Source organism: Bradyrhizobium sp. 191, from assembly GCF_023100985.1.
GTDB classification, from domain to species: Bacteria; Pseudomonadota; Alphaproteobacteria; order Rhizobiales; family Xanthobacteraceae; genus Bradyrhizobium; species Bradyrhizobium diversitatis.
Genome location: NZ_CP064692.1, coordinates 6,015,855 through 6,035,699, shown reverse-complemented (window position 1 = coordinate 6,035,699; position 19,845 = coordinate 6,015,855). Strand labels below are relative to the sequence as shown.

Annotated in this window: 21 protein-coding genes and 1 pseudogene; 2 read left to right on the top strand and 20 right to left on the bottom strand. The window is 61.1% G+C overall.

All coding sequences use genetic code 11. The annotated features are described in order from the left end of the window. Positions 1 to 9 precede the first annotated feature (9 nt). The 4 genes from IVB23_RS28180 to IVB23_RS28165 form a co-directional block, all read right to left on the bottom strand. Positions 10 to 351, bottom strand: coding sequence for a hypothetical protein (locus tag IVB23_RS28180; protein WP_247800811.1), 342 nt, complete (start codon positions 349 to 351; stop codon positions 10 to 12). A gap of 45 nt (positions 352 to 396) precedes the next feature. Beyond that, positions 397 to 669, bottom strand: a complete 273-nt coding sequence (locus IVB23_RS28175; protein ID WP_247800810.1) for a hypothetical protein — start codon at positions 667 to 669, stop codon at positions 397 to 399. A gap of 193 nt (positions 670 to 862) precedes the next feature. Then, positions 863 to 1,306, bottom strand: coding sequence for a YbgC/FadM family acyl-CoA thioesterase (locus IVB23_RS28170; RefSeq protein ID WP_247800809.1), 444 nt, complete (start codon positions 1,304 to 1,306; stop codon positions 863 to 865). A 199-nt stretch (positions 1,307 to 1,505) separates the two neighbouring features. Further along, positions 1,506 to 2,129, bottom strand: a complete 624-nt coding sequence (locus IVB23_RS28165) for a class II aldolase/adducin family protein (protein ID WP_247800808.1) — start codon at positions 2,127 to 2,129, stop codon at positions 1,506 to 1,508. Between the two features lie 77 nt (positions 2,130 to 2,206). Here IVB23_RS28165 and IVB23_RS28160 point away from each other — a divergent pair, with 77 nt between their 5' ends. After that, on the top strand, positions 2,207 to 3,616 hold the full coding sequence (locus tag IVB23_RS28160; protein WP_247800807.1) for a DUF2130 domain-containing protein: 1,410 nt from the start codon (positions 2,207 to 2,209) through the stop codon (positions 3,614 to 3,616). Between the two features lie 473 nt (positions 3,617 to 4,089). Here IVB23_RS28160 and IVB23_RS28155 read toward each other — a convergent pair whose 3' ends face one another. From IVB23_RS28155 to IVB23_RS28105, 11 genes and pseudogenes are all read right to left on the bottom strand, one after another. Then, positions 4,090 to 4,395: a PIN domain-containing protein gene (locus IVB23_RS28155; RefSeq protein WP_247800806.1), complete on the bottom strand. Its 306-nt coding sequence runs from the start codon at positions 4,393 to 4,395 to the stop codon at positions 4,090 to 4,092. An 80-nt stretch (positions 4,396 to 4,475) separates the two neighbouring features. Further along, positions 4,476 to 4,727 (bottom strand): annotated as a pseudogene (locus tag IVB23_RS28150) (helix-turn-helix domain-containing protein); the annotation flags it as partial. A 3-nt stretch (positions 4,728 to 4,730) separates the two neighbouring features. Beyond that, on the bottom strand, positions 4,731 to 5,459 hold the full coding sequence (locus IVB23_RS28145) for an ABC transporter ATP-binding protein (protein WP_247800804.1): 729 nt from the start codon (positions 5,457 to 5,459) through the stop codon (positions 4,731 to 4,733). Beyond that, positions 5,456 to 6,205, bottom strand: coding sequence for an ABC transporter ATP-binding protein (locus tag IVB23_RS28140; RefSeq protein WP_247800803.1), 750 nt, complete (start codon positions 6,203 to 6,205; stop codon positions 5,456 to 5,458). Before IVB23_RS28140 ends, IVB23_RS28145 begins: the two co-directional genes overlap by 4 nt. Then, positions 6,205 to 7,194, bottom strand: a complete 990-nt coding sequence (locus tag IVB23_RS28135) for a branched-chain amino acid ABC transporter permease (protein WP_247804979.1) — start codon at positions 7,192 to 7,194, stop codon at positions 6,205 to 6,207. The genes IVB23_RS28140 and IVB23_RS28135 overlap by 1 nt, the downstream gene beginning before the upstream one ends. Continuing rightward, entirely contained in the window at positions 7,194 to 8,063 is an 870-nt protein-coding gene (locus IVB23_RS28130; RefSeq protein ID WP_247800802.1) for a branched-chain amino acid ABC transporter permease, read from the bottom strand. The genes IVB23_RS28135 and IVB23_RS28130 overlap by 1 nt, the downstream gene beginning before the upstream one ends. Positions 8,064 to 8,100: 37 nt before the next feature. Then, positions 8,101 to 9,276, bottom strand: a complete 1,176-nt coding sequence (locus IVB23_RS28125) for an ABC transporter substrate-binding protein (RefSeq protein ID WP_247800801.1) — start codon at positions 9,274 to 9,276, stop codon at positions 8,101 to 8,103. Between the two features lie 24 nt (positions 9,277 to 9,300). Then, a complete protein-coding gene (locus IVB23_RS28120; RefSeq protein WP_247800800.1) occupies positions 9,301 to 10,473 on the bottom strand; it encodes an acyl-CoA dehydrogenase family protein in 1,173 nt (390 codons plus the stop codon). A gap of 3 nt (positions 10,474 to 10,476) precedes the next feature. Further along, a complete protein-coding gene (locus tag IVB23_RS28115; RefSeq protein ID WP_247800799.1) occupies positions 10,477 to 11,961 on the bottom strand; it encodes an acyl-CoA synthetase in 1,485 nt (494 codons plus the stop codon). 72 nt (positions 11,962 to 12,033) lie between these two features. Then, positions 12,034 to 13,032 (bottom strand): NADPH:quinone oxidoreductase family protein, encoded by a 999-nt coding sequence (locus tag IVB23_RS28110; protein ID WP_346659118.1) that lies wholly within the window; start codon positions 13,030 to 13,032, stop codon positions 12,034 to 12,036. A gap of 43 nt (positions 13,033 to 13,075) precedes the next feature. Further along, entirely contained in the window at positions 13,076 to 14,287 is a 1,212-nt protein-coding gene (locus IVB23_RS28105) for a cytochrome P450 (RefSeq protein ID WP_247800797.1), read from the bottom strand. A gap of 130 nt (positions 14,288 to 14,417) precedes the next feature. Between IVB23_RS28105 and IVB23_RS28100 the strand changes: the two genes are divergently transcribed. Next, the gene (locus IVB23_RS28100; protein WP_247800796.1) at positions 14,418 to 15,152 is read left to right on the top strand and encodes a TetR/AcrR family transcriptional regulator; all 735 of its coding nucleotides are present in this window, start codon (positions 14,418 to 14,420) and stop codon (positions 15,150 to 15,152) included. 574 nt (positions 15,153 to 15,726) lie between these two features. On the opposite strand, the gene IVB23_RS28095 is transcribed toward IVB23_RS28100, so the two are convergent. From IVB23_RS28095 to IVB23_RS28075, 5 genes are all read right to left on the bottom strand, one after another. After that, entirely contained in the window at positions 15,727 to 17,280 is a 1,554-nt protein-coding gene (locus tag IVB23_RS28095) for a tripartite tricarboxylate transporter permease (RefSeq protein WP_247800795.1), read from the bottom strand. Further along, positions 17,281 to 17,748: a tripartite tricarboxylate transporter TctB family protein gene (locus IVB23_RS28090; RefSeq protein ID WP_247800794.1), complete on the bottom strand. Its 468-nt coding sequence runs from the start codon at positions 17,746 to 17,748 to the stop codon at positions 17,281 to 17,283. It abuts the gene before it with no gap. A gap of 10 nt (positions 17,749 to 17,758) precedes the next feature. After that, positions 17,759 to 18,292: an XRE family transcriptional regulator gene (locus IVB23_RS28085; RefSeq protein ID WP_247800793.1), complete on the bottom strand. Its 534-nt coding sequence runs from the start codon at positions 18,290 to 18,292 to the stop codon at positions 17,759 to 17,761. A gap of 89 nt (positions 18,293 to 18,381) precedes the next feature. Continuing rightward, positions 18,382 to 19,332, bottom strand: a complete 951-nt coding sequence (locus IVB23_RS28080) for a PDR/VanB family oxidoreductase (RefSeq protein ID WP_247800792.1) — start codon at positions 19,330 to 19,332, stop codon at positions 18,382 to 18,384. Continuing rightward, positions 19,333 to 19,842, bottom strand: a complete 510-nt coding sequence (locus IVB23_RS28075; protein ID WP_247800791.1) for an MOSC domain-containing protein — start codon at positions 19,840 to 19,842, stop codon at positions 19,333 to 19,335. Positions 19,843 to 19,845: the final 3 nt, after the last annotated feature.

The following is a 19,845-nucleotide window of genomic DNA, read 5'->3' as shown; positions in this document are numbered from 1 at the left end:
TGTTGGGAGCTACCGGCTCTTTCCAACGGCAGCGCTGTACGTAAGGAAGACCCTTGGGATCCTCACCACATCGACGATTTGCCCGTTGAGGTTCGCCATTACATCGCCAGTATCTGCAAGGGACCGCCCACCGGCCAGCATGATTTCGCGACCTACTCTCCGCACGAGAAACGCTGGCGGATCAATCTCGAATACCTTCAATGCAAAGGCTTGGGCGAATTTCGCCACGGAAATCAGTGTCTCGACGTTGACTTCGCTGCGATAGGTTCGCGTTGCCGGTTGATCCGGAAGAGTTACGCGGCCTGCGGCTTTTAATTTGCAACGGAAGGCGCACATAGCCTGTTTCGCCAACTCAGTTCGGCGGGGCTGGCATTTTCGGATAATTCCTCTCCGGCCCTAGCCGCGGAGGCGCGTGGTGCTTGATGTTAGCAGGCTTTCCGTAAAACCGACGAGCTGCTCAAGCGTATCGATGAGTGCGACCTGAAGCGGGAGAACGTTGATGCGCGCTTGGGGCTGCTGGGCGATGGGAGCGAGAATTTGATCCCGTTCGACCACTCGAGGTTCGGTGAGCTTTACCGTTCGGACGTTAAGAAACTCGTCACCGCGCTCAAGATCAATCCCAAAAGTGATAGAAACCCGCGTCGCCTTCCGTAACTTGATTGACTGCATTGTGGTGCATCCGGGTCGTAAGCGGATGGGCATGCAGTAGGGCTGTGGAGTAGGCTCGGTCGCTATAGGATAAAGCGGGAGCCGTCATCGTATGATAGCGTAGAGAACTCTGACTTGACGATATCGCAACAGAAGGCCAGCGCATTGATTTCCTTGGGTCGCTGGAGCGTTAAAGCGTGAACAGAAGTCGATTTTATCTGTGTTCTTCCATAGCAAGCCTCAGAGCCTTTGGGATGCGCTGCGCTTTTCCCCCTGAGATAAACGCGACCCGGACACGCGCCGCGACCAAAAGATCGCCCCCGCGCCTGCACTCCTGTAGCAGGCCAATCGACGCGCCTCTCACCTCTTGCGGGACCGTGACAATGTCGAGCAGGTCCTCCAAGACTGCCGGTTTTAGAAAATCAATTGTCATGGAACGGACAACGAAGGCGAAGCCCGGCGCATTGTTCCGCGTTTCCTCGAGCAGCGCTTGCTGGTTGATGCCGAGCAGGCGCAAGTAATTCGTTCTGCCGCGCTCCATGAAACGCAAAAAATTCGCGTGATAAACAATCTGGCCGGAGTCGGTATCTTCGAAATAGACGCGGACCTGCATGTAGTGCCGCCCGTCTCGAATTTCGCCATCCAGAGAGACTGTCACAGCGCAGTTCCCCTGTTGCGCGTATAGAGACCCATTCTCTTGCACAGAGGCCGTTTTCTGAGCAAGCGCGATAATCTTGATCTTCGCCCTTGCTGCCGGAAGCTGATGAGAGGGCCGAGGCTGTGGAGCTTTTCCTGTCGTTAGCCATCACTCTTGCCCGAAGCCTAAATGTGATTTGTGTCACATATGACGGCAGTTCTTAAGCCGGCGACTCGGCTTGGGGTTGAGGACGTCTGGAACTTCCTCGATAGACGTTGAACTTTCTGACCTGTGTTTCGGCATGGAGTAATTTTGCATGCCGAATGACACGCAGTCGTCCTGAAGCGGTGTTATGTCCCATCTGGGAGATGACCAACGGTTCGCGCTCCGCGGCGAGTGCGGAAGCCCACGGCGAATGCGTGTGGATTATCGAGTTCACGTCCGGACGGGCCTCGAGGACCCACAAATGGAAGCGCGTTGCCGGGTTCGCCATGCCTTCGCCGGCCATCGTCTTTAGGTCGGCGCCGACCTCGATGAAGCCTTCGGGCGTCGCCCCGCCGAAACCGAGGCCGAAACGCAGCGTCCAATAGCACTTCGGCCGTTCCGACCGGGCGGTAAGCTGGCCGGCCAGGCCGTCGCCTGACCAGTCATCGCCAGTATCCGCGCAACGAAGGCGAGGCCAGCTAGGACGGACCGAAGGCTCGTCAGCGACCTCCGACAACTCACCGACGGGCACGCAGACTGAGCGGCGCTTCTGAAAGTGGGGGATTGCCAAAGCAAAATGCGCACAACCGCTGCTTCTGGCTTGACCCACCAAACGGGCGCGTTCTAACTTTGTTCTCATGGCAGGCAGGTTGATTCCGCCAGCCCGTGGCCACTCCTTGAATAACAACAGCAGTTGACCCGATCCGGACAGGAACCATGCACGACATCATCTGTCCCCACTGTGAGAAGGCCTTCAAGGTCGAAGAATCCGGTTATGCTGACATTCTGAAGCAGGTGCGTGACGCCGATTTCGAGAAACAACTGCACGAACGGCTGGAATTGGCCGAGCGCGACAAGCAAAGCGCGGTGGAGCTGGCCAAGGCCAGGGTCAGCAGCGATCTGCAGAAGACCGCAGCTGCCAAAGACGCCGAAATCCAGGAGTTGAAGTCCAAGCTTGAGGGAAGTGAGGTCGCTCAGAAGCTTGCTGTCACGGAAGCGCTCAGTGCCGTGGAAAAGGAGCGTGACACGCTCGCGAACGCGCTTGCCCAGTCCGAGCGCGAAAAGAAAGCGGCCTCGGAGCTTGCTGAAGCGCTCATGGCGAGCGAGCAGCACAAAATCTCTGCTGCTAAAGAAAACGAAATCCAAGAGCTGAAGGCCAAGCTCCAGGCCGTCGAGCTTGAGAAGAAGCTCGCGGTGACTGAAGCGGTCGGCGCCATCGAGAAGGAGCGCGATGAGCTGAAAAACGGTATCAAGCAGGTACAGCTTGAAAAGCAGCTCTCTGAACAGTCGCTCAAGGACAAGTACGAAACGCAGATCAAGGATCGCGATGACGCTATCGAACGCCTTAAAGATATGAAGGCCCGTCTATCAACCAAGATGGTTGGCGAGACCCTTGAACAACACTGCGACACCGAGTTCAATCGGGTGCGGTCGATGGCCTTTCCGCGGGCCTATTTTGAGAAAGACAACGACGCGCGGACCGGCAGCAAGGGCGATTACATCTTCCGCGACTCGGACGAGGCCGGCACCGAGATCATCTCGATCATGTTTGAGATGAAGAACGAAAGCGACAGGACCGCAACGAAGAGCAAGAACGAGGACTTCCTTAAGGAACTCGATCGAGATCGGACCGAGAAGGGCTGTGAATACGCCATCCTGGTCTCATTGCTCGAACCGGACAGTGAACTCTACAACGCCGGCATTGTCGACGTCTTCCACCGCTACCCGAAAATGTATGTCATCCGACCGCAGTTCTTCCTGCCGATGATTACGCTTCTGCGGAATGCGGCGATCAACTCACTCAAGTACAAGACCGAGCTAGCGCTCGTGAAGGCACAGAATATCGACATCACTCAGTTTGAGAGCCAGCTCGAGACGTTCAAGACCGCATTCTCGAAGAACTACGATCTTGCTTCCAGGCACTTCCAGACGGCGATCGCTGAGATCGATAAGTCTATCGATCATCTGCAGAAGACGAAGGATGCGTTGATCGGCGCGGACCGCAACCTGCGCCTCGCGAACGACAAGGCGCAGGACGTGACGATCAAGAAGCTGACCCGGGATAATCCGACGATGGTCGCGAAGTTTGCGGAGCTTAAAAGCCATCCCGCTGAAGCCGCGGAGTGAGGCCGCCAAAAGCACCCTCAGGACGTCACGTTCGGCTTCGGGGTCGTGTTGTCTGCCGGTGATGAAACTTGCCTCCGGCGACAAAAGAAAACGCATCGCCTTCGCGACGCTCTTGCTCGGTGCAGAGCCTTGTTGGACTTGCTGGTGTTTTTGGTTGCATAACTTTCATTATGGACGACTTTGAATTACACATCTGGTTCGCGTCGGTTTTCCAGTCAGGCGAAGTCGCGGTGGACCGAACCGCTCACTGCAGCTGTGGGACTTCGTTCGATTAGAGAGCGATTCGACGTGTGGCCTCAGCAGGTCAACCGTTTCGATTAGTCCCGCAGCCTCCATCACGAGCAATAGCTCCCCTGGCGTCATTTCCGGTTTTTTGAAGCGTTCGCGCATACGCCGAATGGCTGCAACGGCGCGAGCTTCGTCGAGTGCAATGGTATCCGCAATGAAAGCGTGGGCGGATTTAGCCTCCATATTCAGGTCGATAAGAACTGCCGCCGGAAAGTCCTTAAGGTTACGATCATTGCCGCTTGCGTTTTAGCCGCCGCAGCAACAACGTGGTGATCGCCGGGGTCGGGCAGACCCGCCGCAACCGGCAAGAAGTTGTCAAAATCTGTAGCCATAGCGTCTTCGAAGGCAGCTTCCATGCTGGCGCGCGCCCACTCGGCGCGCGCCGCTGCATCGTCAAAGCCTTTGCCGCTCAAGATTTCCGCGATAGCTGCTTCGGTCTCATCCAGAACGCGGCTCGACCAACGGAGACGATAAAATTCTGCCTCCGCCACGGAGAGCAGCAGGTTCCTTTTGAGCGCGCTCGCAAGCGAGCACGCATCTACGAACGCGGTGAAACGGTTTGCAAACGAGCTTACAGATGCTCCGCGTCCAGCTCGGCGAGATTCGCAAGCGCGTTGCCTCGCTTCTCATCACGCGTGCGCTTATAGGCGAATAGGTCCTCTGCCCTAATCCTGCGATGACGCCCCACTGTCACGTGCTGAATTTCGTTCTTCTCAAGCAGCGAGATCAGAAACGGACGTGAGACATTCAGGATGTCGGCAGCTTGCTGCGCGGTCAACATCTCATGCACAGGCACGAGCGTCACCGCATCGCCGCGACCGATTCCCTACCGTGGCGTCTTTTCGAAGCCGATCGCTTGATTAAGGATCGTGGGATCTTCCCTAAGTTCATTCGCTGCTCCCAAAAATACCGGCTTGCCACGCTCGAGAATGAGAACGTCGTCGGCGAAGTCCAACACCACGTCGACATGCTGCTCGACGAGAATGCAGCCGATCCCCGACAGCCCCACCATGTTGCGGATCGCATCCATCAATTCGTCGCGAAGCCGTGGCGCGAGCCCCTCCATGGGCTCGTCCATCAAGAGAAGCTTTGGACCTGAAATCGTGGCTCGCGCCACCGCGAGCATTTGCTGCTCGCCGCCGGACAGCTGCATCCCGTTATTGTTGCGCCGCTCACGCAGCCGCGGAAAGAGCGCGAACGCCGCCTCCACGCGCTTGTCGTCATCGGAGGTGCGGACCGCGCTCAGGAGATTTTCCTCAACGCTAAGCGATTTGAAGATGTCCCGGGTCTGCGGCACGTAGCCGAGGCCAGCGCGAGCCCGCCGCCATGTCGGGAGTGTTACGATATCTGTTCCGCCTAATGTGATGCGGCCGCTGTGAATCTGAGCCAGCCCCATGATGCAGGCGAACATCGTGGTTTTGCCGACGCCGTTGCGGCCGAGCACGCCGAGCTTGCCGCCAGCGCCGACGCGAAACGAAATGCCGTCGAGCACCAGCGTTCCTGCATAGCCGCCGCGCAGGTTCTCGACCCGAAGTTCACCCACTTCGAGACTCAATGGCCCGCCCTCCCGAAATATATCTCGCGGATCTGCTGATTGTCGGCTACCTCCGCGGGCGTGCCTTCGAACAGGATGGCACCAGCAACGAGAACGATGACGCGGCGAGCGAAGCGGAACACGAGTTCCATGTCGTGCTCGATCAACAGGATCGGCAGGTCGGCCGGCAGCCGTGAAAGCAGATCGAGGATGACGCCGGACTCGCCTTCCGGAACTCCGGCCGCGGGTTCGTCCAGCAGCAGGACGCGCGGCTTCGGCGCTAGGGCGATAGCGATCTCAACGAGTCGCTGCTCGCCATAGGCGAGTTCGCCCACTCGTCGGCCAGCCCTATCAGCAAGGCCCAGCGGTTCGAGCAGGGCGATTGCCTCGGTTTCGATGGCACGGTCGCGACGCGCCGAGGGCCAGAGTCGGAAGGCTGCGCCGTGGCGCTGGATCAGGGGCAACGACACGTTCTCGAGGACGCTCAGGTCGCGGCAGAGTCGGCTGACTTGAAACGTTCGCACGATGCCGAGGCGGCTCCGCGACGCCTGGTCAAGTGCATTCATCCGGACGCCGTCGAGATGGATGTCGCCGCTCGACGCAGCCAGCGCCCCACTTATGAGATTAACCAACGTGGTCTTGCCGGCGCCATTGGGACCGATCAGCGCCGCGCGGTCGCCGCTGTTGAGCGAGAGGTCGATCTGGGAGGCGACCGTCAGGCCTCCGAACGATTTGGTCAGGCCGCTGAGTCGAAGCCGCTCGGTCATCAGCTGCTCCGCTCGGCGTGGCGGCGCCATTTGTCGACTATGCGGTAGAGGCCTCCCGGCAGAAACAGCACCGTGACCACCAGCAACACGCCGATTACCAGCAGCCAATGATAGGGATTGATGGTCGCGGTGACGTGGCGGACGATCATGAAGACCGGTACGCCCAAGAGTGCGCCAGCGAGATGGCCCACTCCGCCGATCGCCAGCATCACCAGGCCTTCGGCGGAAAGTTCAAACCCGAGATTGCTGAGGCCAACCACCTGTGTGGTCTGCGCCGACAGTCCCCCCGCGATTCCGGCGACTGCGCCGCCGACAGCATAAACGCAGAGCAGATGGCGGACCACGGGGGCGCCGATCGCGCGCATGCGCACGCGGTCTCCCATGATGCCCCGGCAGGTCAGGCCGAACGGCGAGGCTACGAGACGCCGAAGGCAGAAATACACGGCGACGAGGACGGCCAACGTATAGCCGAAGCCGGCCCGGCCGTGAAAATCAAACGCGATGACACCGAAGATCGGATTGACCGGAATGTCTGCCAGCCCGTCGTCGCCGCCGGTCACGAATGCGGCCTTGTTCGCGATCTCGAGCAGCACCTGTGCGAACGCGATCGACACCATGATAAAAGTGAGGCCGCGGGTGCGCAACATCAGGATCCCGCTGGCTGCGGCCACCCCGGCGCCCGCAAGTGCACCGATGAAAATCCCGCTGAGCGGTTCCGGGGAAACGTGAAGTGCCCACAACGCCGTGGCGTACGAGCCGCTACCGAACATCGCGGCTTGCCCCATCGTTCCGATCCCAGCCTGCCCGACCACGAGCGCCATCGAAAGCGTGAAGATCGCCATGATGTTGATCCGCGTGATGAAGCCCAGATCGTCCGGAAAGACGATGGCAGCCACCAGGCCGACCGCGACGACAGCGAATTCAGGGCTGGCGACCGCGCGCCAGCGCACAGGTGCCGCGCGCGCGCGGCTACTAGCGATGTCTGCCATCACGCAACATCCTTTCTGCCGAGCAGGCCCTGCGGCCGCAACGCCAGCACAAGCAGCATAGTGAGATAGAATGAGATCGATGCTATACCGGGCAGCAGATACTTCGAGGCGGTGTCGACTAGGCCGAGCAGCAACGCCGCCAGGAAAGTTCCGAATAAGGTGCCCTGACCGCCGACGGAGACGACGGCGAGAAAAAGGACAAGGTACTTCACCGGATAGTTCGCTTCCATCGGTAGCAGCTCGGCACCCGCGATGCCGCCAAGCGCGGCCAACCCCGCGCCGATCGCGAACGCCAGCAAATAGAGCATCGTGGTGTTGATGCCGACCGACTGGGCTATGCCGGGATTGTCCACGGCGGCCCGTAGCTTGATACCGAACCGCGACCGCTCGATGAACAGCCACAGCGCGGTGCTGACGAGGCATCCGAGCACGATCACAGCCACCCGGTGACGCGGGAACGACCGAAAGCCGAGATCGACTGGTCCGGACAGCCAGTCCGGCAGATCGATCGAGGAGAACGACGCGCCGAGCCAAAGATTGACCAGCGCGATCGCGACGAACGCGACCCCGATAGTGAGAAGTGCCTGGTCGAGCTCGGGTCGGCCATAGACCCGCGAAATCACGAGGCGCTCGATCGGTACCGACACTATCGCGCTAGCGATGACGGCGAGCACGAGCGCGAGTTCGAAGCGCAGGCCCACCCGTCTCATGAGCTCGACCGCGGCGAACCCGCCGAGCATCGCGAACGCGCCATGCGCCATGTTCACCACATGCATTAGGCCGAGCGTGATCGACAGGCCCACCGTTATCATGAACAGGATCATGGCATAAGCAGTGCCGTCGACCAGAATGCTGGCGAACAGGGTCACGCGCGGCGTCCTCGGCTAAAGCTGGTTGGGATCTGATTCACTTCGTATCGGCGCGGCCATAGTCGGGCTGTTGCTCGTAGGTCTTGAACTCCTTGTGGAACAGCTTGCCATCGGCACCCTTCTCGACCTTGCGGATGTAGACGTTCTGGACAATGTGACGGGACTCGGGATCGATGCGCACAGGTCCGCGGGGGCTCTCCCAGGCGAAGCGGCGGATCGCGGCCATCGCGGCATCCGGATTGCGCTGCCCCTTGGTCGCGTCGACCATGTGATAGATGGCGGCCATGCCATCGAATCCCTCGAGCGCGGTGGCGTTGGCTGTTGCCGTGGGCGCAACCGCTTTCAGGGCCGTGACGAACTCCTCATTGGCCGCTGAAGCGTGCGCGCCGGAATAGAACATCCCGGATTCGAGGCCTAGCGCGGAGTCCCCGATGGCGGGGAGATCCTTCTCGTCGGCCTCCGAAGTGCCAAAAAAGCGGATGCCGCTACTTCTGAGATCGTTGTCCTTGTAGGCCTTGATCACACCATAAGATGGTGGCCCGCCTGGAAAAAAGATAAACAGGGCCTGCGGCGCCGATCCTTTCACCCGCTGCAAAAACGGTCCGAAGTCGGTCGTCTTGAGCGGTACGCGCACCTTCTCGATCACCTTGCCGCCGCCTGCCTCGAATGTCTTGATGAAGGAGCCCTCGGCATCCGCGCCCGGCGCGTAGTCCGACACCATGGTGACCGCGCGGTTGATGTGCTCGTCGAGCATGAAGCGCGCGATCGGCACGGTAATCTGAGGCAGCGTGTACGAGGTGCGGACGAAGTATTTCGACTTGTCGAGCACGCTAGAGGTGGCCGCGTTGAAGATCACCGTCGGTATCCTCGCTTCCTCCACCACCGGCGCGATCGCGAATGCGTTGGGCGTGAAGACGATGCCGCCGAGATACTGAACCTTCTCCTTGATGACCAATTCCTGCACCAACGCCTTGGCCTCGGATGGATTAGGACCCGTCAAGTCGCGGAAAATCAGCTCGATCTCCTGGCCACCTGCGCTTTTACCGTGCAGCTTCTGATAGGCGTCGATAGCTGCTTTCCAGCCTTCACCGAAATTCGAGAACGGACCCGAAAACGGCCCGATGATTCCAACTTTGACGGGTTCGGTGTGCACTGACGTACTGCCGAGGAGCAACACGCCAGCAAGCGCGGCAAGGTACTTGAATGTTGTCATGGCGTATCCTCCCTTGTTCGGGCACTATCCCAACAGGGTGCGCGCGATTGTTCGTTTCATCATCTCGATACTGCCTTCGGCCACCAAGCTGATCCGATTCTGGAAGAAGGCCTCGCCCAATCGGCTTTCCTTTAGCAGGCCGATGCCACCGAGGATCTGGATCGACCGGTCGATCACGCGACAGGCCATCTCCGGGCAATAGGCCTTAGCCATTGCGGCCTCGAGCCTCGCATCCTGTCCCTGGTCGATCTGCCAGGCCGCCTTGTAGGCCAGCAGGCGCCCGGTCTCGATGTCCATTGCGGACTCGGCGATCTTCCATTGGATCGCCTGGTGTTCGGCCAAGCGCTTGCCGAACGTCTTGCGCCCGCCGGCATATTGGATCGCAATGTTCTGGCAGCGCTGGGCAAGGCCGACGGCTCCCATGCCGATCACGACGCGGTTGCGGTTGAGCTGGTCCTGCACATAGTGGAACCCCTCGTTGACGAAGCCAAGCAGGTTCTCGGCCGGGATGACGCAGTTGTCGAACTTGAGATCGCAGACCTTGCCGAGGAACGTTCCCGGCGCCACCGATTCCATGGTACGCACGACCGTCACTCCGTCGGACGGCCAGTCGACCAGAAAGGTACTGATGCCCTTGGCGCCGCGGCCCGGATCGGTGACGGCATAGACGAGCAGATAGTTCGGCAACAGGAACGGATGGAACGGGTCCGGCGACCAACGCTTGACGCCGTTGATGACCCAGGTGTCGCCCTTGCGCACCGCGGTGGTCGCAATCGAGGCGACGTCGGAGCCGAAATCCGGCTCCGAAATGCAGATGTGGTACTGCGCCGTGCCCTCCAGGATCGGCCACAGGTAGCGCTCCTGCTGCGCCCGCGGTGCCTCGTAGAGCGCCGGGTGCGGATCGAGAAACGCGGGCCAGGTAACGACATTGCCGTAGAGCACCCAGCTCTGCTTGAACTGCTCGAAAGCAAGCGATTTCGCCAGTGTGCCGAGACCGTGCCCGCCGGAGGCCTTCGGAATCGCCATGCCGCGAAAGCCCGCTGCCTGAAATTTCTTGCGCAGTGACGTCATAAGCTCCGGCGCGACATCGTAGTCGCTGAGCGGCCAATCCTTCTCGATCGGATCGCATTCGTTTTGCACGAAGGCCTTGGCCCGATCGACGATATCCTGCTGCGCCTTGTCGAGTTTGAAATCCATCGTTTAGCCCTTTATTACATGCGAGCGGGCGTCGCCGCCGTCGAGGTACCGTTGCTTGAGTGCCGTCTTGTAGAGTTTGCCGTTGTCGAGCCGCGGCAACTCGTCGACGAAATCGATGCTGCGGGGGCATTTCACGTTGGATAGCCGGCTCCGGCAGAACGCCAGCAGCTCTCCGGCCATGGCGCTGTCCTGCCTTCGGCCGCGCTGCAACTGCACCACGGCCTTGACCTCCTCGCCGTAGTCCGGGTTCGGAAGGCCGAACACGGCCGCGTCGGCCACAGCTGGATGCAGCACAAGCGCGTTCTCGATTTCGGCCGGGTAGATGTTCACACCGCCGGAAATGATCATGTGCGCCTTGCGATCGGTGAGATAGAGAAAGCCGTCGGCGTCGAGATGGCCGATGTCGCCGAGCGTGCTCCAGCCCTGCGCAGTGCGCGCCTTTTCCGTCTTGCCGGGATCGCCGTGGTACTCGAATTTCGGCCCGTCGAAATAAACCTGACCAGTCTCATTGGCGAAGCACTCGCGCCCCGTATCGTCGACGATATGGATCTTGCCGAGCACGGCGCGTCCGACCGAGCCCTTATGCGCGAGCCAATCCTGGGGCGAGATGCAGCAAACACCGTTGCGCTCCGAACCGGCATAATATTCCCAGATGATCGGCCCCCACCACGCCATCATCTGCTCCTTCAGCTCGACCGGGCATGGGGCTGCCGCGTGCACGGCGACGCGGTGCGACGCGAGGTCGAACACGGCGCGCTCTTCGGCCGGGAGCGCCAGCATCCGGACGAACATTGTCGGCACCCACTGGGAGTGGGTGACCCGGTGGGTCTCGATCGCGCGGAGCGCGCCCAGCGCCTCGAACTTCGGCAGCACCACGACCGATCCGCCGCCGTCGATCACCTTCATCGAGAACCGCAGCGACGCGGCATGGTAGAGCGGCGCCGGCGAAAGGTAGACCGTGTCAGCACCAAACCCGAATAACCGGACATTCCATTCCGCCTTGTCTGCGCCGGTCATCGGCGGTTCGCCGAGCCCTTGCTTGATGCCCTTGGGCTGACCGGTGGTGCCCGAGGAGTAGAAAAAGTCCTTGCCCATCGGCACGACCGGCAGGGCGACGGCCTCTCGAAATGTTGAGATCAGGTCATCGAGTCCGCCCGCACCAACGAAAACGGTAGCGCAACGGGCGCGGAGGTCTGCCGGAAGCGCCTCCAGCACCGGCGCAAACCGCTCGTCTGCCAACAGAATTTTCGCACCACAGTCGCGCACCACATACTCGATCTCGCTCTGCTTCAGGTGCGTGCTGATCGGCGTGTAGTAAAGCCCCGCACGTCGCGCGGCCCAAGCCAACTCGAAATAAGCCGTGCTGTTATCAAGCAGCATGGCAATGCCGTCGCCGGGACGAAGGTCCAGCGACAGGAAGAACTGCGCGATGCGGTTCGATCGCATGTCCAGCTCCGCGAAGGTCCGCGCGCCTGAGCCGTCGGCCATCCGACAGGCGACCTTCGCGGGACGACGTGCGGCGAGATCTTTCAGGATTGGCATGGCGGATTGGGTCCTCTGTCAGCCTATCATGACGACGAGCTTGCCGATGGCGGTTCGACTTTTGAGTCGAGCGATGGCGGAGGGCGCTTCGGCCAAGGTGAAGCGCTCGGAGACCAGCGGTGACAACTTTCCCGCGCGATAGAGTTCGAGCGCGGAAGCAGCATTGGTCTGCGCGCCCGCCGGATCACCGCGAACGAACGCCCCCCAATCGACACCGATCACGCTGCACGACTTCAGCAGCGGCAGATTGAGCGGAATGGCGGGGATGCCGGCGGTGAATCCAATGACGAGATACCGACCGTTGCGCGCCATCGCCCGCAGCGCCGGCTCCGCATAAGGGCCGCCGACCGGATCGAGCACCACGTCGGCGCCGGTCGCGCCGCAAGCCTCCTTGAATTCGGCCGCGAGTGCGCGTGCCGCATCCTTATTGTCGAGCGATCGCGGATAGACCACACCACGTTCGGCGCCGTTCGCGAGCGCCACGGCCAGCCGCTCCGCGCTCGATGCCGCTGCGATAACCCGCGCCCCCAGCGCCTTCGCCGTCTGCACTGCGGCGATGCCTACCCCGCCCGAGGCACCAAGAACGAGCACCGTCTCGCCTGGCATAACCTCGCCCCGGTCGACCAGCGCGTAATGGGCGGTGCCATAGGTGAAGATGAAGGCGGCCGCCTGTTCGAACGGCATTTCCGCATCGATTGCGATGCAGCGATCCTCGGGCACGGCCACCCGCTCCGCCAATCCGCCCCAGCCGAGCCGGCCGATGACATGCTGGCCGGGCTGGAAGCGGACGACGCCTGCGCCGACCTGCGCGACAACGCCGGAAATCTCCGACCCCGGCGCAAACGGGCGCGGCGGCCGGATCTGATATTTGTCTTGGATCAGCAGGGCGTCGGGAAAATTGATGCCGCAGGCCTTGACCGCAACGAGCACTTCTTTCGGCCCCGGCACAGGCTCGGGCAGTTCCGCAAGCACGAGCGTCTCCGGATCACCAGCGTCGCGGCTTAGCACGGCCTTCACGACGCGTTGCCCGACGCTGCAAAGGACCGTTCCACTTGTCCAGTCATCTACGCTCCTGCTTCGTCGTGACGCGAACGGGCAAGGAGCTCAACGCCCGCAGGCCGCTGCTGTCGCGGTAGATCGCATCTCCGGTGATCTCGATGGACGCCACGCGCGCTGCTAGCGCAGCGAGCACCGCCTCGGCTTCGAGGCGCGACACCATCTGGCCGACACAGCCGTGAATGCCGGTACCGAATCCGAGATGCCCCGCGACGCGGCGCGTGATGTCGAGTTCGTCGGGCCGCTCCCAACGAGTTTCGTCCCGGTTGCCCGAGGCCACCAGCAGCAGCACCTTTTCGTGTCGTCCGATCCGCACACCGGCAATTTCCGTTTCGTGCGGGGTGGTCCTGAAAACATAAGGCGCCGAGGAATCGTACCGCAGCGTTTCGTCGAATGCTGACCGGGCAAGCGTAGGATCGGCGGCGAGAATCGCCCACTGCTTCGGATGCCGCGCGAGGTTGTAGAGCGCCATGCCGATTGCGCTGATGGTGGTATCGAGCCCCGCGGACAGTAGGGAGCGCACCAGCAGCGCTGCTTCTTCCAGCGTGATCTCGCCGGCGTCGGCGGCTTCATAAACCTGAGCGCCGAAACTACCAGGGGCCAGGGCCTCACGCCGGCACTTCGCCTCGATCCAAGCCAATACCCTGGGCGCCTGTTTCATCAGCTCGCGAAAATAGCCGTTTTCCGGTCCGAAGCCCGCGAACACCATCGCGCCGTAGGTGAGAAAATTCTCGCGACCCTCCTGATCTATGCCGAGCGCGTCGGGAAAGACACTGATAGGGAACACCTCGGCGAGGTCGCGAATTGCGTCGAACGATCCCTTATCGACCAACTCATCGATCAGTGTGACCGCTTTGCGCTTGAACTCGTCGGCGAGCAGCCGCATCGCGCCTGGCGACAGGACGCGCGCCAGCACCTTGCGCGTGCGCGTATGCATCGGCGGATCGACTTCGAGGATGATGCTCGGGGGTCGCCAAGGCGCTTGCTTGAAGTAATTGACGACCCCCGATCCGCCGGCGTTGCTGAAGTTGGTGTGGTCGGCGAAGACGGCCTTTATCTCCGCGTATCGCGGGACCGCCCAGATGTCGTATTTCGTGAGGCGAACGACCGGCCCCACTCCACGTAGGCGCTGATAGGTGAGATAGGGATCGCGCCTCGTATTCGCATCGAATGGGTCGAAGTCACTGCGAACGTGGTCAAGAGCGTGCGTCGCCATCCGATCCTCCCATGTATTGTTAATTGACCATAGTCAATTACGGCGATCTGTGCAAGGCTCAAAATCGTGAGCGCGGCCTCGGTTGTTTTTTCGTTCGTGAAGCGGCATGAAAGCGACCACGGAGTTGTTCATGACCGATGTCGAGCAGCCGAAAACGGCTCAAGGATCTACACGGCGGTTTCAGCACCGCGCACGTCAGGAGGCCGACAAGCAAGCACTGCGGGTGCTGATACTCGAGACTGCGCGCCGGGAATTCGCCAGCGGCACGCTGGACACCGTCTCGATCCAGCGGATCGCCGACGCGATCGGCTATTCCAAAGGCACCGTCCTGAAATATTTTCCGACTAAGTTGCTGCTTTTGCTCGCCGTGAAGCAGCAAAACCTTGAGGACGTCGCCGAGCGACTCGAGCGCGTGCGCGCGCGTAATTCCGACAGCGAAGCGCGGTTGCGGCGGGTGTTGGAGACATATATCGACTATTGGGTGGACAACCCCGATCACTTCCGCTCACTCTATTCAATGGCGGGAACGGTAGAGGACCGGCGCTTTCCCGACGGAGTCTATTTCGGCCAAACCGCGATCGCTCGGCGTTCATTCGAGATATTTGTGACCTCGGTTGCGGAATTTCTGGCCAGCCACGGTGCTAGGTCGACCCCGGCTCTGGCGCAGCGATTGGCCACAGCACTGCTGTCAGCTGCGCACGGCGTCATCTCGCTGCCACTTGGTACACCGACGATGCAACTACCCGACGTTCGCGCTACCGGCCGGTTGGTGATCGAAAACCTAATCGATTCATTTGCGACAAAACTAGGGGCCGCCCGCAACACTGCGGAATGGCCGAGAGTGTCAATCAACACGTTCCAGTAGGTGGCCCACTCCTCCAGGAGCTCGCGCCGCCTATCAATCGTCTGGATCGCTGGAAGTGGATGAGCTCCGTCAGCTCATTCAGCAATCGCCTGTTGCCTGCAAGGTTGTTCGCCCTGCGCATCTCGTCCATGACTTCGGCAAGTCGCTTTTCGATGAGACCGACAGGGATCGCGAGCCGGCGAGCTTCAGGCAAGCCGGGACCGGCCCGAGCGTCCCGGCCAGAATATCGCTTTGAACGACGTAGACTGGCTGGATCAGGATGGCCGCGAGCGCGGCTCCGAGGATGACTTGGCGATCATTGCTGTCGAGCGTGGGTGTGGCCTTCAATAGCACTTCGGCCGCTGCGATCGGCGGCAAGCTCGCCGGCTAGGCCCGCCTCCTCATCGGCCATCGCCAATATCCGCGCAGCCTAGGCGAGGCAACACTGCAGCGTGCGTTTCTGGCGCGCTGACGCTGCGCCATCGCGCGGGTGGCGCGTTTGTCGAGATACGTCTTATCTTGGAGCTCTTGTTGCCTGGAGCGTCTGTCCTTTTTGCTGGCCCGCGAAGCGACCGGAATTTGAACGAATAAAAGCTCACTCGGCGGGCCGGGCGGTCGCAACGGCGCTCCCCTCCGCGACGTCGAGCGCCGCAAGGACCTTCGGCTTGCGCAAGCGCACGTAGACCTGCGCCGCCAGAAGCGTCAGGCACAGGAACAGAAAGAACGCGCTGATCGGCCGCTCGACGAAAATCATAACGTCACCGCGCGAGACCAGCAGCGAACGACGGAAGTTCTCTTCTAGGCGTGGCCCGAGGACGAAGCCGAGCAGGATCGAGGCCGGGTGGAAATCGAGCAGCAGGAGTAGATAGCCGATCAACCCGACGACGACGGTCTCGCCGACCTGGAACATGTCGTTGTTGGTCGAGTAGACGCCGATCGCGACGAAGAACAGCGCGCTTGGATAGAGATATTTGTAGGGAATCATCAGGAGCTTCACCCAGAGCCCGATCAGCGGGACGTTGAGCAAGACCAGCATGACGTTGCCGATCCAGAAGCTCGCGATCAGGCCCCAGAAGATGTCGGGATGCTCCTTGATCAACTGGGGACCGGGAACGATGCCCTGGATCATCAGGGCGCCCAGGATCAGCGCCATGACAGCGTCGCCGGGAATGCCGAGGCTCATGGTCGGGATGAAGTCGCCCTGTACCGACGAGTGCGTGGACGCCTCCGGACATGCGACGCCTTCGATCATCCCGGTCCCGAACTTCTCAGGTGTCTTCGAAACCTTCTTTTCGGCTGCGTAGGAGATGAAGGAAGCGATCGTCGGTCCCGTTCCTGGAATGAGCGAGCAAAGGCTTCCGATGATGGTGCCGCGCAACATCGCCGGGATCGAGCGGCGAAGTTCGTCACGCGATGGACGTAGATCGCGCAGGCCGACGTTCGAATAGCGCGTGTTCACCTCGGAATATTGATTCACGCTCTTCATGAACTCGGCGATACCAAATAGACCGAGAGCGAGTCCAACGAGTTCGATGCCGTCAAGGAGATTTGGGATGCCGAACGTGAAGCGCTCCGAGCCGGTCTCGACATCCGTTCCCACGATTCCTAGAAACAGGCCGAGCAACGTCATGGCGATGCCCTTGAGAGGCGAGCCTTTTGCCAGTGTCGAACCGGCGAGCAGACCTAGAAGCATCAGCGAGCAAATTTCGGTCGGACCGAACTCCAGCGCGACCTTCACCAGGACCGGAGCCAGGAAGATCATTTCCAGGATGCCCCAAGAAGCGCCGACGAACGACGATAGGACCGTGATGCCGAGCGCCGCGCCGCCGCGGCCCTGCTTCGTCAGCGGAAATCCGTCGAGACACGTCACCGCGTGCGGCGGATGGCACGGTAAGTTGAGCAGGATTGAACAAATCGCGCCGCCGTATTGCGCCCCATAGAACACGCCTGACAGCATCAGGATGGCGCCGACCGGCTTGATGCCGAACGTCAGCGGCAGCAGCACCGAGATCGTGGCGAGCGGACCCATTCCCGGCAGGACGCCCACCATGTTACCGACAAGGACGCCGACGAAACACCACATGAAATTCTGCGGCTCGAAAGCGACGCCGAAGCCGTACCAGAGATCGGAAAGCGCGCTCGCGAACATCTAAAACCCCCAACGGTACAGCGGGAAAGGAACCTTCAGCACGTAGGAAAAGAGGAGGCAGCCTACGACCGCGACGATCGCGGCCAGGACGGCCGAGCCTTTCAGGGTGGCGGTCCTGTCGCCGAGCGCGGAGACGAAGACGCACATGAAGGTGGCCGCGGCCATTCCGAAATAGACGCCGAAGAGAACGAACATCAGAGGACCCGCGAGGATGCAGGCCCAGCCGCGCCATTCCATCGGCGCGGGCAATATTCGCTCTCCCTCTTCGAGTGGCGTCGCCAACCCGGTGATGAAGATCAAAGCTCCGACGAGAACCATCATGACGCCGAGCATCAACGGAAACATGCCCGGTCCCACGTGCGCGAAGGTCCCGAGCGAATATGTTGTCGAGTTGACGCCGATCCCGGCGCCCAGCAGCACCATGAGCAGCCCGGCGTAAAAATCCTTCTTTCGCAGCATGATCGGCATATCGGCACCTCTAATTGGTTTTGGTCGCTATCACGACGAGCGCCGACGCCGGTTCGGAAGACACCTGCGTCACCTTGTGCGGAATCGTGGAGTCGAACTGGACGCAATCGCCCGGATTCAATGTCTCCTTGCGCTTTCCGATGACGAGCTCGATCCGGCCGGTCAGGATGAATAGGATTTCCTCACCTTCGTGATGGCTCATGATGCGACCGCGTTTCGCCGTCTTGGTTGGTCGCACGATAAAGGCGCGCATCGTGCGTTCGGGAGCCAGTCCGGCGACCAGCGACAGGTGCGTGTCAACGTCGCCCGCCTTCCCGTTCTTCGCGCGGACAATCGTGATCTGGTCGTGGTCGTCTGGCTGGCCGTAGAAGCGGTCTAAGGTCGTTCCGAGAGCCTCGGCGATCTTGAGCGCGGAGCCTATCGACGGAGAAGAGAGCCCGCGTTCCAGCTTGGAAAGATAGCTGCGGGTCAGACCGGAATCGGCGGCAAGCTGCTCCAGCGTCATGCCGCTCTGCACGCGGAGGAATTTGAGGTTGAGTGTCATTGCGCTCGGCTCTTTCCGAAGTTATTGCCTGAATCAATCTCGCACCAAACCACCGACAATTCCAACCGTGAAACGGGCCCCCCGCTTGATCACAGATCCAGCACCAGTCTTTGTCCCGCGCAATCGCCCACGCAGACGATGAGCTCATTCTGCCGCTCAGCAGGCGAAAGCACGCGATCGCGATGGATGGGCGGACCCTCGGTCCAGCGCGTGCGGCAGGCGCCACAGATGCCGCCGCCGCAGGACACGGGTACGTCGACGCCGAGCGCGTCCAGAGTTCCGAGGAGACCAACATCTGGCGTGACAGTCGCCAGCTTGTTGCTCGCCGAAAGATAGAGTTCGTAGGGAGGCACGTCGCTTCGGGCGATGACCTTCGGCGGGGTGAACATCTCAATGTGTTTGCGCTTTTCCGGCCAGGCCGATACGGCTTCTTCGAAGGCCTCCAACATCGCTGCGGGTCCGCAGCAGGCCGCCAGACCAGATCCGGAGAATTCCCCGACAATCGCGGCGATGACGGGCTTGGCCTGGGCGGTCGTGTCATAGAGGCGGACACGACCTGCTTCGATCGCCGGCGCGATCATGTCGGTCAGGACCGGTCGTCCGCGGCTGGTCCAGTGCAGCACGTAGTTCGAGCGCCCTCGGCGCTCGAGATGCCGAATTGCGGAGATGAACGGGGTTACGCCGATGCCTCCCGCGAGGAATACGTTCGTTCCCTCCTGGTCCAGTGCGATCCCGCCACGCGGCAGCGAGACCGAAATCGGCTGTCCCACCTCCACGCGGTCGTGCAGGAAGTGCGAGCCGCCGCGGCCTTCGCGTTCGCGCTTCACTGCGATCACGTACGGCCGAGCATCGTCCGGCTCATTGCAGAGCGAATAGGTCCGGACGAGACCCTGGCCCAGGTGAACGTCGATGTGCGCCCCGGGCCTAAACGGTGGCAGTTCCCAATCGTCCTGGTCGACGAGCGTAAAGCGCTTGGTGTCGTTGCCGAGATCCTCGACCTTGGAGACAACGGTGGAGACCGTCTTGATCGCCTTCGCCATCTAGATCGGCCTCACGGCGTCGCCGACGCGCAGCGTGCCCCCCGCGATGATCTTGCAGTTCAGCCCCGAGCGGTTGATCAACGAATCGAAGACGGACTTGCCGAGTATCTCCTCGATGTGCCGGCACGGCGTTGAAAGGCGGGTCGCCTCGACAATCGCTTCTCCGAGCCGGAAGCGACGGCCGACGAGATGATTCAGCGGGACGCCTTCGACGGTCACGTTGCGGCGATGTTCCTCGGGCAGCAACTCGATCTTGTGGTCGCGTCGCAGGGCCTCAAGCGTCTCCATCTCGAACAGGGTGACCTGCCGTCCCTCCTCCGGCTTGTGAGAGTAGAATCCTGTTTCGTGGCCGACGAAATATCGATCGCCCTCGATACCGCGTCCAGCGACGAGCTCGAGCGAGGGAAACGAGCGCATCGGCAAAAAGGCGCGCGGAGTCTTGTGCAAGAAGCGAACGACGCCCTGCCAAGACATCGTGACCTCGGGCTCCTCGATTGCGATCGCGTCCATCGT